General features: G+C 38.9%; 12 protein-coding genes. 7 read left to right on the forward strand and 5 right to left on the reverse strand.

What is annotated here, in order from left to right:
* Positions 1 to 264: 264 nt before the first annotated feature.
* Both MKY93_RS17480 and kynU read right to left on the reverse strand, forming a co-directional pair.
* A complete protein-coding gene (locus tag MKY93_RS17480) occupies positions 265 to 1689 on the reverse strand; it encodes an amino acid permease (RefSeq protein ID WP_340760552.1) in 1425 nt (474 codons plus the stop codon).
* Between the two features lie 19 nt (positions 1690 to 1708).
* Positions 1709 to 2992 (reverse strand): kynureninase, encoded by a 1284-nt coding sequence (kynU, locus tag MKY93_RS17485; protein ID WP_340760553.1) that lies wholly within the window; start codon positions 2990 to 2992, stop codon positions 1709 to 1711.
* Between the two features lie 168 nt (positions 2993 to 3160).
* On the opposite strand from kynU, the gene MKY93_RS17490 reads away from it, so the two are divergent.
* A complete protein-coding gene (locus MKY93_RS17490; protein WP_009498749.1) occupies positions 3161 to 3778 on the forward strand; it encodes a TetR/AcrR family transcriptional regulator in 618 nt (205 codons plus the stop codon).
* Between the two features lie 73 nt (positions 3779 to 3851).
* Here the strand turns inward: MKY93_RS17490 and MKY93_RS17495 are convergent, their stop codons facing one another.
* The gene (locus MKY93_RS17495) at positions 3852 to 4088 is read right to left on the reverse strand and encodes a 2-hydroxymuconate tautomerase family protein (RefSeq protein WP_425441360.1); all 237 of its coding nucleotides are present in this window, start codon (positions 4086 to 4088) and stop codon (positions 3852 to 3854) included.
* 344 nt (positions 4089 to 4432) lie between these two features.
* Between MKY93_RS17495 and MKY93_RS17500 the strand changes: the two genes are divergently transcribed.
* The 6 genes from MKY93_RS17500 to MKY93_RS17525 all read left to right on the forward strand — a co-directional run bounded on the left by MKY93_RS17500 (position 4433) and on the right by MKY93_RS17525 (position 10244).
* A complete protein-coding gene (locus MKY93_RS17500) occupies positions 4433 to 4714 on the forward strand; it encodes a hypothetical protein (protein WP_340760554.1) in 282 nt (93 codons plus the stop codon).
* A 273-nt stretch (positions 4715 to 4987) separates the two neighbouring features.
* Positions 4988 to 5833, forward strand: a complete 846-nt coding sequence (locus MKY93_RS17505; protein WP_340760555.1) for a gluconate 2-dehydrogenase subunit 3 family protein — start codon at positions 4988 to 4990, stop codon at positions 5831 to 5833.
* Between the two features lie 17 nt (positions 5834 to 5850).
* Complete coding sequence (locus MKY93_RS17510; protein ID WP_009498753.1) at positions 5851 to 7593, forward strand: GMC family oxidoreductase; 1743 nt, start codon at positions 5851 to 5853, stop codon at positions 7591 to 7593.
* A gap of 194 nt (positions 7594 to 7787) precedes the next feature.
* Positions 7788 to 8348 (forward strand): TetR/AcrR family transcriptional regulator, encoded by a 561-nt coding sequence (locus tag MKY93_RS17515; protein WP_221838177.1) that lies wholly within the window; start codon positions 7788 to 7790, stop codon positions 8346 to 8348.
* 94 nt (positions 8349 to 8442) lie between these two features.
* Positions 8443 to 8910, forward strand: coding sequence for a GNAT family N-acetyltransferase (locus tag MKY93_RS17520; protein ID WP_340760556.1), 468 nt, complete (start codon positions 8443 to 8445; stop codon positions 8908 to 8910).
* Positions 8907 to 10244, forward strand: a complete 1338-nt coding sequence (locus MKY93_RS17525; protein WP_340760557.1) for an MATE family efflux transporter — start codon at positions 8907 to 8909, stop codon at positions 10242 to 10244. Before MKY93_RS17520 ends, MKY93_RS17525 begins: the two co-directional genes overlap by 4 nt.
* 78 nt (positions 10245 to 10322) lie before the next feature.
* Here the strand turns inward: MKY93_RS17525 and MKY93_RS17530 are convergent, their stop codons facing one another.
* Positions 10323 to 12266: an ABC transporter permease gene (locus MKY93_RS17530; RefSeq protein ID WP_340760558.1), complete on the reverse strand. Its 1944-nt coding sequence runs from the start codon at positions 12264 to 12266 to the stop codon at positions 10323 to 10325.
* Positions 12256 to 13017: an ABC transporter ATP-binding protein gene (locus tag MKY93_RS17535; protein WP_009498759.1), complete on the reverse strand. Its 762-nt coding sequence runs from the start codon at positions 13015 to 13017 to the stop codon at positions 12256 to 12258. Before MKY93_RS17535 ends, MKY93_RS17530 begins: the two co-directional genes overlap by 11 nt.
* Between the last annotated feature and the right edge of the window lie 2 nt (positions 13018 to 13019).

A 13019-nucleotide genomic window follows, 5' to 3' on the forward strand; every position in this document is an offset into this window, starting at 1 on the left:
AGGAGTGAACTTCGTTTATGTAGTAATCTAAATTATACGAATCTTAAAGCAAGTTAACAAGTTATAATTTTCATAATATGAAATTTGTTTAACAAATTTACAAATTGCCAGAATATCAGTTCACAAAAAAGCTTTTTTAAACATAAGAATTTTAATAATTAATCTCCCGCAAAATAACACTCGATGTTCATTCGTAACATCGAGTGTTATTTTACTTATTGATATATCTATACAAAGAAAACAACCAGTCTAACAGCCCTTCTATTAATCTGCTTTTTCATCCAATTCAGTCTTAACAATAACTCGCTTCCCGATTGTTCGTTTCCAGATAAAATAACAAATTGTAATGAAAAGTAACCATGGAAAACCTAATAAAAGGGTCGCTTTAAAGTCAGGCGAGAACCACGTTGACAATACAACACTAGCTAATAATCCAGCCCCAAATATAGTCAGGTATGGATAACCTATCATTCTAACTGGTAATTTCCTTCCTTTTTTTTCATTCCAATTTTTCCGGAAAAATAAGTGTGTAATAAAAATCATAAACCATGCAAACATAGCTCCAAAGCTTGATAATGAAATCATTGTAACGAATGCCGTGTCAGGTTTTACTATGGTAAAAAATGTAGCAAATACAATTCCAATAACAGAAACAAATAAAGCTATAGATGGTACCGACTTTTTATTTAGCTTTCCTAGTATTTTGGGAGCGTACCCACCGCGTGATAAGGAGAACATCATTCGTGTTGATATATATAATTGGCTATTCATAGCAGAAAGTGCGGCAATCAACACAACAAAATTCATAATGGCGGCAGCACCCGGTATGTTAACAATCTCCATTACCTTTACAAAAGGACTTTTATCTGCACCGGCCATATTCCACGGCACGATCATTAGCATTAAAGACAATGTAATTAAATAAAAAACGATCAAACGAACAACAGCCGATCGTAAAGCGATTGGAACTGCTTTTTCAGGGTCTTTTGCTTCTCCAGCACTTACTGCGATCATTTCAATACTTAAATAGCTAAATAGTGATATGAATACAGCAATCCACATACCATAAAGACCATTCGGAAAAAAGCCACCCTCTGCCACGTAGTTATGGATTCCAATAGATGAGGTTTGATCTGCTCCAACTATGACGTAGACAGCTAATATAATAAATCCAGTTATCGCAACAACCTTAATTAAGGAAAACCAATATTCCACAATTCCAAACAACTTTACGGTTGTTGCATTTACATACATCAATATTGCAGCAAACAATACGATCCAGACGATGGCAGGAACTGTGGGAAACCAATATTTCATATACACAGCTACAGCGGTAACTTCTGTCCCAATCGCACACACCAGGCTAAACCAATAAGAATAACGGACCGTGAACCCCGCCCAAGGATTAATATACTTTTCCGCATAGGCTCCAAATGAACCTGTCACAGGATGGGCCACTGTCATTTCCGAAAGACATCCCATCAGCAGTAAAGCAATCAACGCACCAATTGCATAACTCACAATAACACTTGGTCCGGCTAAGCCAATAGCCAACCCGCTACCGAGAAACAAACCTGTCCCAATCGCTCCGCCTATTGCGATCATTGTAAGCTGTCCAGTTGTCAGACTGCGATTTAACCCTTTCTCTCTTTCAATAATATCTTGAAAATCTGTTCCCTTCTTCCCCATCGCTTTTCCCCCTTATTTTTTAAGACACTACATTACGTTCTTTACCATACTGTTCATATCGTTTTTCAAGAACAATCCTTTTGAGTGTTTGCACCGTGTCGAAAACTTCTTCATAGGAGGTGTAAAAAGCAATTGGTGCTAGTCGGATAATATTCGGGGGGCGATTATCAGGGATGACTCCCTCTTCAACGAGAGCCTTACAAATCCGAATAGCCTCATCGTGCTCTAGACAAACATGCCCGCCACGTCGTCCATCCTCCATTGGATTTCCAATATAATAGCCCAGTCCTTCCAACTCTTGTTCGACTAATTCCATCATAAAGCGAGTTATCTGAAGAGACTTCTCACGTACTTTTTCAATATTTGCTTCGGCAAAGAGTTCCAAGGAAGCAATAATTGGAGCTAAACTGAGGATGTGAGATGTTCCAACCTGGAAAGCTCCAGCTGATTCTTCTACTTCCAATGTGTGGCTCATGTCAAATTGCTTATCTTTTTTTGAGCTATACCAACCTGTTAACCCTGGCTCAATACCAAAATGTTTCTTATTTACATACAAACCTGCTACAGAGCCTGGTCCGCCGTTCAAATATTTATAATTACACCAGACAGCAAAATCCACTCCCCAATCACTAAATTGGTGAGGTACTGCGCCAATTGAATGACATGCATCGAATCCAATCTTAATACCTCGTTTATGGGCTTCCTTCGTCAATCGTTCAATATCCAATAATTGTCCGCTTCGATATAGTACTGTCGGCAAGAAAATCAAAGCTACCTCATCAGTCATTTTTGAAATTATGTCATCCTCTTCTATCATCCTTCCATCCCGACTCTTTACACGAATCAAGTGTTCATCGGGATTGTAGCCCTGTAGTTTAATCTGACTTTGGAGCGCATAAATATCTGATGGGAATGTAAGTTCATCTGCCAAAATTTTTGTTTTTTTGCCGTTTGGTTTATAGAAAGTAGAAACTAACTGATGTATATTACTCGTTGTCGAACCACATATCATAACTTCCTTGCTTTCCGCTCCAATGAGAGGGGCACACATTTCACTCAATTTTTCTGGTAAGTAGAACCAAGGGTAATTTCCTTTTGTCCAGCCTTGGATAGCTAATACCTTCCATGATTCCATTAGTTCATTTACTTTGGTCTCCGCTCGTTTTGACATTAGTCCAAGCGAGTTACCATCCATATAAATTTGTTCTTGCTGTAAAAAGAATTCAACTCGGTATTGCTGAAATTCATCTTGTTTGTCGAATTCTCTAGCTTTTTCTTTCGAAATCACTTCTGTTTTACTCATTTTACACGCCTCCAATTATCTGAATTTACTTAATACTATTGTTTAGTTGACACAGTGTCAATATCTTTTTGTGTGAATTTCAGTAGGTGAAATTAAAACACACTTCATTGTAGGAAAGCGTACTGTACGTTACAATGAGTACAATTAAACACGAAAGGAGAAAGGCTGATGACACGAGAAGAAATCACAGATGGGCGAAATTTGAGGTCCATTGCAACAAAAAAGCGTTTGCTTGAAGCATCTAAAGAACTTTTCTATGAGAATGGCTTTGAAAAAACGACTATCACACAAATTATCAAGAGGGCCGGCACAGGATACGGCACCGCTTACGTTTACTTTAAAGGAAAAGATGAAATTTTAACTAGTCTGATTGAAGACGTGATGCAAGAGTTCCTTGACATGGCAAATACTCCGTTCGCTCCTGCCACCAAACAGGAAGCGAAAACTTTGATTCATAAGCAAGTCCTTCTATTTTTAAATATGGCAAATGAAAATCACCAAATTATGAAAGTTTTCTCGGAAGCAATCGGTCTGTCTTCGACTGTGGACTCGAAGTGGAATGAAATACGCGAAACGAATATTCATTATATTACGAGGGATATTACATACTCCCAATCACAAGGTTTAGCTCGTACAGATTTGCAAGCTAACTTGGTTGCTCGCTTTTGGTTTTTCGCCAATGAAAACTATCAGTGGGAAGTAGTACATAAAAAGAACACGGCTTCTATTGAAGAAATCGCGAAAACCTTAACTGATATGTATGTGGATGGATTATATATCATGTAAAAAAGCGAACCGCCACAATTAGGCAAGTTCGCTTTTCTATCATACGGCTTCAGATTGATCGTCAACCTTCTCCTTATAATTCTCGCTTCTGTTTAATTTCTTTCATTGTCAAACCACCTGCCCCCCATTTCGTATCCGCCACCTCTGTCACAATAACCCGTACTTGTTCTGGTCTCACTTCAAGATTGTCTACAGCTGCTCCCGTAATATCTTCAATTAACCCTTTAATTTGTTCATCGCTTCTTCCTTCCAAAACTTGCACTTGAATAATTGGCATATTACACCTCGTTTTTGTATTTTTACATACCATGCTATACCACCTACACGTCTATTTCAATTTTAAAAATAAGTTTTCAATAAATTCTTCAGCCTATACTAAATCCCTTTTGAGTACTAATTTGTCAGTCTTCAAATATAGGAACATTTTGATATCCATGAACTTTTCAACTCGCTCTTAGCCGCGTCACACGTAACTTTTTTATACCTAAAGACCACTTACTCTTCATCTCCTTTATTATTCCCTCGACTTGTTTCAAGAAGCCAATTCCATAATCGGATTGAACTAATTTTCAACGTTGCATGTTTACAAAAATAAAAATCGGTTATCCATTAGATAGGTAAGCGAATCAACCAAACTAGAGGAGGAAATTAATTATGAATTTAAATAAAAACTTTATTAAAGTTGGAGCAGCCGCTTTATTATCGGTCGGAATCTTAAGTGCCTGCGGTGATGACGAACCTGACGTTAACGACAATGATGTAAACGTAGATGAGCCTGTCGTCGTTCCAGAAGACGGGGACGGAAACGTTGATGAACCTGTCGTCGTGCCGGAAGATACCCCAGACACTGATGTTGATATGGAACCGGATGCTGACATCGATACGGATGTGGATGTGAAAGACGAAGAAGATGGGGACGACAAAGCAACGAATTAATTGAAACGTCCTGTGCATTTTTCACAACAATAAAAATTACTATCCTGAAATCACTAGGTCCCGCCTAGTGATTTCAGTAATTTTTAATTTGTACATACATTACTACCAGTACATCAAGAGCTTTAAATAATTCGAAGTATAATAAATAGTTTTATCTCGAAATTAGTAAGCATTCTTTATGCAAATGTGTATAATTTCTAGCACATCACCACAAGATGACAAATAGTGGGTTGGAAAAATTGTGAAGTCCACATATAAGAGGAGGAGAGAAATGTGACAGAACCACAACAACCTGAGACTACTCAAAAAGGAATTAGTCGCCGAAATTTCATGAAGAATACCGGATTCTTAGCAGGTGGTCTAGTCGGCGGTTCATTATTCGGAGGGTTATTGACCAACCAGTTACAAAAACCCGAAACTGGAACCAAGAACGCGACCCACATTGTAACGGAAGCTCGGACATTTTTTAGTCGCGGTGAAGACTTTGATATCTTATCCGCAGCAACGGAACGAATCTTTCCTAAAGATGATTTAGGCCCCGGCGCAATTGAACTTGGCATTCCTTATTTTATTGATCGACAACTGACGAGCGAGTGGGGAACAAATGCAAAAGAATACATGCATGGTCCTTTCCCTCAAACAGCAGCTGTAGAGAACTATGAAAATAAAGATCGGGACCAAAACAAACAAGGTCCGAATGCGGATACACAAGTTCCGGCTCCTACACCAAGATATCAAACGAAGATGACTAGGGCAGAAATTTTTACAGAAGGTATCCGTGCCATCGAGCAGACTTCTCAAGAAAAATTCAAAACGAAATTCAAAGATTTAGAACCTGATCAACAAGATGAAATACTTCAACTTTTCGACGAAGGTAAAGCGAAAATGAATGGCGTTAATTCCAATACATTCTTTAACCTCTTACTTCAAACAACAATAGAAGGCGCATATGCAGACCCGGTCTATGGCGGTAATCGCAATATGGACGGTTGGCGGATGAAGGAGTACCCTGGCCCCCGCATGAGCTATACTGCCGACATTGATAAAGACGAATTCATTGTGATGAAGCCTGAAAGCTTACGTAGTTACCAAGGAAACGAAGACGAACACGGACACTGATAATTGGAGGGAAGCATATGGCGAAAAAATTAGAAAAAGTAGATGTTGTAGTCGTCGGCAGTGGTTGGGCTGGCGGTATCGTATCTGCTGAACTGGCGAAAGCCGGATATAAAGTGGTTACATTAGAACGCGGTAAAAAAGTAGATCGCGCAGACTATATTGGAGTGAAAGATGAACTACGCTATACAAACCGCTATGAAATGATGCAAAATTTAGCTCCTGAAACCATTACATCGCGCGTTACAATGGAAGATACAGCACTTCCCGTCCGCACGCGAAAAGAAATGATGGCGGGTACAGACTTAGGGGGCGGAAGTGTCCACTGGGCAGGGGCTACCTATCGTTGGAGAGCATACGACTTTGAAATTCGTTCTAAGACAATTGAACGGTATGGTAAGGATAAAATTCCTGAAGGTATGACCATTCAGGATTGGGGCATTACCTATGATGAAATGGAACCTTATTATGACCGCTGGGAAAAGACAGCCGGTATTTCCGGAGAACCAGATCCGCTCGGCGACAAACGCTCAAGCGACTATCCCAATCCTCCAATGAAAGAATCACCTGCTGTACGATTGTTTAAGGAAACTACAAAAAAAATGGGTTATCACCCTTACCAAGTCGCATCCGCAAACTTGTCTCAGGCGTATACGAATCCTGACGGAGAAACATTGAATGCTTGTATGTTCTGTTCCTTCTGTACACAATATGGTTGTGACTTCTCAGCCAAGTCAGATCCTTTAGCCACTGTTATTCCAACCGCCATCAAAAACAATTGTGAATTCAGAACAAATTCGCTTGTACGCCGCGTGCTACATAGTGGTGGGAAAGCTACAGGAGTTATGTATACGGATACACTCACTGGTGAAGAATTTGAGCAACCAGCTGATGTCGTGGTGCTTGGAGCATTCTCCTTTACAAACAATCGACTGCTGATGCTATCGAAAATCGGTCAACAATATGACCCGAAGACGCGCAAAGGAACTATTGGACGGAATTTTAACGGTCAAATGAATATAACATTCCAAGGTGCAAGGGGATTTTTTAAGGAAAAGAAATTCAACCTCTACATGGGAGCAGGTGCTTTAGGCGGCACGATGAGTGACTTCGCAGGGGACAATTTTGATCATACCAATTTAGATTTCATTAATGGCGGTGGAATCGAATTCCGTCAATACGGACACGGAGCGATCGCAACCAATAATGTCCCAGATGATACGCCAAGCTGGGGCCCAGAGTTCAAGAAAAATTCCGTTTTCTATACAAATCGCTACATGAGAGTCTGGTACACACCAGCAATTATGTCTTGGTGGCATAATTATCTTGACTTAGATCCGACGTATAAAGACGAATTTGGCGATCCATTATTGCGTGTCACGAACCGATACACAGATCAAGATCGCAATATTGCGAAGTTTGGTGTTGAAAAATGTACGGAAATCGTAAAAGAAATGGGCGCAGACATCGTCAACCCAGATTCTATACCCGATGAATTCGACCATATCTACGACGGAGGCCACTACGCGGGCGGCGTTATTATGGGAGCTGATCCAGCAACTTCCGCGGTAAATAACTACTTACAAATGTGGGAAATGGAAAACCTGTTTGTCGTTGGTGGCTCAGCATTTCCTCAATTCGCAGGACATCACCCGACTGCTACGATTGGAGCGCTTGGATATCGTGCGGCTGAAGGTGTAGAGAAATATTTGAAGAATGGTGGTCAGCTTGTTGAAGCGAAACAAGCTAGCATGAATGCTTGATAATTAAACGGCTGGAGTTTTTTACTCTAGCTGTTTTTTTGATGTTTAGTTTCAGATTTTATAATTCACAGGATAAAGTTAACAAACTATATCCCTTGATTTCCTTCTAAATACGCTTTATACTGAGAGTACCAATAAAACTATATTTGTTTTTAAAGTTTTCAAACTTACAGATAAAGACAGGAGGAGGATAAATGAGAGCTCGGATTATGAAAGGATTTCTAGAGGAAGTTCATGAGAAAAGCATGAAGTTTACGATGGATGACCTGGCGAAACGACTCGGGATTAGCAAGCGCACATTGTATGAACACTTTTCTTCTAAAACCGATATTTTGGATGCTATCATTGATTCTACTTTAAACGAATTTGATGAAAAGACTGAGATGATTATACAAGATCCAGAATTATCACTTTTAGAAAAGATTAAGAAAGTGATCACTGTGATTCCGAAATATAATGACTTTTACAACTGGCAAATTCTTGATCAGATGAGGAAGTCACACCCCACGCAATGGGAACGCGTCAACGCTGCACTGAATGAGTGGGATGATTTGCGCAAATTGATTGAACAAGGCATTCGGGAAGGACTCATTGTGGAACAAAATGTTTCATTACTGATGAAATTGATTATTGACGCTACAAACTCTACAATGGATCGACAATTTTTCTATGAAAACAGCATAACGGTCACAGAAGCATTGGACTCAATAGTAGATATTCTGCTATTCGGCTTCATTACAAAAAATCCTAAGTGAGATTGTACACACACGGATTTTTCACGTCAAAATAAACTAATAAAACAAAAATAGTTTTAACATTTTACAACAACTTTGAAAGCGAGATGGAATTATGAGCCTCCACATACGTGAGGTAACTACTGAAAATTGGGAGGATATCGCCTATTTATCAGTAAATGACGACCAAAAGAAATTTATTGAGAGCAATGCTTTTTCCTTAGCTCAATCCAATTTTGAACCTGAATGGAAATCAGTTGGACTATATGATGAAGAAGAATTAATCGGTTATGCGATGCACGGCCGGGACAAAACGACAAATGATGTATGGCTGGATCGTTTCATGATCGATCACAACCATCAAGGTAAGGGGTATGCCAGTCGATTTCTCAAACATCTGCTGATAGAAATGCAGAAAAAATATGATTGTGAAATGATCTATTTGAGTATCTATCCGGACAATACGAAAGCACAGCGGTTATATGAAAAATTCGGTTTTGTATTAAACGGAAAGATAGACAACCTTGGTGAATTTCCCTGTTTCATAATGGAACTTGACTTAAAAAGGAGTCCTTTAAAATGAGTTCACCTTCACCTAAACTGAATCAATTGGATACCGAGTCAGTTGGACGTATCTTTCTACGTTATTTAATTCCATCTACAATCGGAATGTTGTTGATGGCAATTAATATCGTCGCGGATGGTATCATGGTCGGTAATCGATTAGGAGCGGAAGCGTTAGCGGGAGTCGGCATTGCGGCTCCCGTTTATACGATCTTCTTCGCGATTTCACTTTGGATAGGTATCGGTGCAGCAACGAAATATTCCATGGCAATGGGAGCAAAAAAAATTGATGAGGCCCGCACAATCTTCACGCACGCCATTTTATCTATTTTCGTATTTACATTGCTGATTGGACTGGCGGCCTTTATTTTCCGTAATCCACTTGCCTATGTACTGGGTGCCAATTCTACTACATTTCCTTATGTATCGGATTATTTATTTGTCATTTTGTTATTCGGCTTTATTTTTACAGTAGAAAATACGTTTAGCATATTCGTTCGAAATGACGGTGCACCAAATCTTTCTATGGCGGGTTTAATTGTAACGTCTGTCGTCAACATTGTGCTAAATTACATTTTTCTCTTTATTTTTGACTTTGGTGTATCCGGCGCTGCTTTCGCTACGATTATTGCTTCATTCTTAGGAATGCTCGTACTGTCCAGCCACTTTTTTAAGAAAACGAATAATTTAAAGCTCATTCGTTTTTCATTTAATAGAAAATTATTCGCAGCCATTATAGTCATTGGTTTTCCAAGCTTCTTATCCGAATTAGGGATCTCTGTTTTTACGATTTCGCATAATATCGCATTTGAACGAACAGCTGGCACAGATGGCGTCGCCGCTTTTTCCATTCTAAATTATGTTCACAGTGTCATGTTGATGCTGTTCCTCGGAATGGGTGGCGCCATCCAGCCGCTCATCAGTTATTATCACGGAGCTGGCAATCTTGAACGACAAAAGGAAACGATGAAAAAAGCAACGATGACTGTTGTATTAGCAGGAGCTGTCTTTTTCCTTATCGGACAATTTGCTGCGGGTCCTATCGTCTCCATCTTTGGTGATTTTCCACAAAGCGTAAAAGAGTTAGCAAGTACGGGGATTAATCTATTTTTTATTGCTTATTTATTCACAGGGACGAACTTCGTTATGATGACATATTACCAATCTGTTGGCAATGTTCGGATGGCGACATGGATAACAGCTTCTAGGGAAATTATCGTAATGCTGATTTTCTTGTTGATTTTACCAAGAATTTTCGGTTTAAATGGCATTTGGTTAGCTATTCCAGCATCTGAATTCCTTGTATTTATCGGGGTATTCCTATACCAGAAAAAGTCGACGAAATTGCTCTAAATTGAAAACAAGCTATCGAGGAAAATCCTTTTTTGGATTCGCTACGATAGCTTGTTGTTTTGCTGAAATTGCACGTTTTTATAAAGCATCTTTAATAATACGTTTATAATTCAACACGGAGAGGATACCAAAGATCGAATACAATCCTGTGTAGATCAGCATGACAATAACTGTCGGTGTTGCCAGCTCTGTCCCAAAGAAGAACCAACCAGATTTCACAGCAAAATAGCTATGACACAAGCCTACAATAAGCGGAATGCCGAAATTGAAAAGTTGTTTTCTTTGTATCCCTTTGATTAAATCTGCTTGCGTAAAGCCCAACTTCCGAAGAATCGTATAGTTAGCCTTTTCATCTTCACTTTCGTCCATTTGTTTAAAGTAAAGAATGCAACCAGATGTAACGAGAAACGCCAGCCCTAGAAAGCCAACAATGAACATAATTAACCCCATGTTTTGTTTCTGGCTAATGCTAGCCTCATATCTCGATTCATAACCAGCCCATATATTCAATTCCAACTCATTGAAAATCGAATCTGCCTTCTCGATTTCTTTTTTGTCCACAATGTTTATTCCGACATACTCAGGAAACTCAGATTTCAATGCCGGATCCTGTTCAGCCTTCATTTTTTCAAATATTTTTTGGTTTACTACAGCGACCGGAAAAGCGTAGGAAAGTCTAGAAGATAATATCGATACATCTTTAAACCCTTTGAATGTTAGATCATACACGGTCTCCGCATTTGAAAACCCGACTTGCCCACTTTCTTGGAAGTTCAGCAATTTCTTCGTAAAATCCTGTTGATTGACGAAAAATACCTCTGCTTCTTCAACATGTAATTCAGGTACCGCCTGATCGCTTATGACAATCATATCCGTGTTGCTGGCTTGAAAGCCAATCTCTGAATCTTCCGGCATGGATAAAATGTCGGATAAATCCGTGTTAACCCTTACTAAATCGATATAGGTCTCAGTATAGTCAATTTCCTCTTCTGCAAGTGCATTTGTAAATTGCTCTGCATGCTTTGCATTCGGAATGGAAAAATCATGCGGAATGTTTTCTTTTGCCGATTTCTCGGCTGAATAATACGAAATATAACTTAAAGACAGCAATGAAATCGCAAGTGCAGATAATGTCGTAATGACAGTCAGCAAAAAGGAATTGGATTTCATTCTGAACATAATGGAGGAAAGTGACAAGACATCCTTCACATTCAAATAGCCGCCTTTTTGTTTGCGAATTAAATTAAAAATAAAACTGACGGATCCCTTATAAAATAGATAGGTTCCTAAAATAACTGAAGCTAGGATGGTAATCATAACCATATACAATTGACTACCTAAAAACGTACTGCTGAACATTTTGGATGATAAATAATACCCAAATAAAATGAGTGCGATCCCAAAAATTCCGATAATTGCTTGGAATGGCGTCATCTTTTGTACGCGTTGCTGTGTAACAGATGCAACCCGAAACAACGATAGTATACTCTGTCTTCTTATAAAAATATAATTCATGATCAAAATTAATACATAGATCACTGAAAATATAACCAATGTTTGGAATAATGCTTCTTGCGAAAAGTGTAATGTCGCGACATCTTCCACACCCGTTACTTTAAAAAGAATGATCATTAACAAACGAGACATTGAGAATCCGAGCAATACACCGAGTATAAGCGATCCTACATATAGGAATAAGTTTTCCACACTAAGAATACGGAAGATCATACCCTTCGTCATCCCAACCAATTGGAATAATCCGATCTCTTTACTGCGTCTTTTGATAAACAAATTGTTCGCGTATAACAGAAAAACCGAAACGATACCAACCAATAAAACAGAGCCCGCTTTAATGGCTGCCGCCCCTTTAATCGTTCCTTTTGTTTCATTTAACGCAGGATCGTATTGTAACGTTACAAATGCAAAGTATAAACCAACACTAAAAACGAGCGCAAAGATGTACAAGTAATAATGCTTTAAATTTTTCTTTGTATTACGGTAAATGAGTTGGTTAAGCTTCATGTTTAACCCCACCTAAAACGCCTTGGGTTTTAATAATATCATTAAAAAAGTCACTTCTATTTTGCTCGCCCTTATTTAGTTGGGTATAGACCTGCCCATCCTTTATAAAAATCACTCGTTCACTAAAGCTCGCAGCAACAGGATCATGTGTCACCATAACGATGGATGTGTTTCGTTTTGCATTTAAGTCACTCAACTTGTTCAGCAGATCGGAAGCCGCTTTTGAATCCAGCGCGCCCGTTGGTTCATCCGCAAAGATAATACTTGGATCATGAATAAATGCACGGGCTGCAGAAGTTCGTTGTTTCTGACCTCCCGAAATTTCATTTGGATATTTATTTTCGATTTCTAAAATACCTAGATCCTGAGCGACTGCACGAAATTTATCGTTCGCCAATTTTTTCGAGACCTTTTTAATGGATAACGGAAGAAGAATATTTTCTTTAACGGTTAGTGTATCCAGTAAGTTATAGTCTTGAAAAATGAAACCTAAATGATGTTTTCGAAATTCTGCAAGTTGCTTCTCTTTCATTTGATTGAAGTTTTGGCCTTCAATTGTAATTGTCCCTTGGCTGACCCGGTCAATAGATGATAGTACGTTGAGTAACGTGGTTTTGCCTGAGCCGGATGCCCCCATAATACTGACGAATTCACCTTTATGCACTTGTAAGTCTAACGCCCGCAATACTTCTTGCTTATTAAATTTATTGCCATATGTTTTATGGATTTTTGTTGCTTCGAGAATCACCATAT

The sequence above is a fragment of the Sporosarcina sp. FSL W7-1283 genome (assembly GCF_038003105.1).
Lineage (GTDB): Bacteria > Bacillota > Bacilli > Bacillales_A > Planococcaceae > Sporosarcina > Sporosarcina newyorkensis.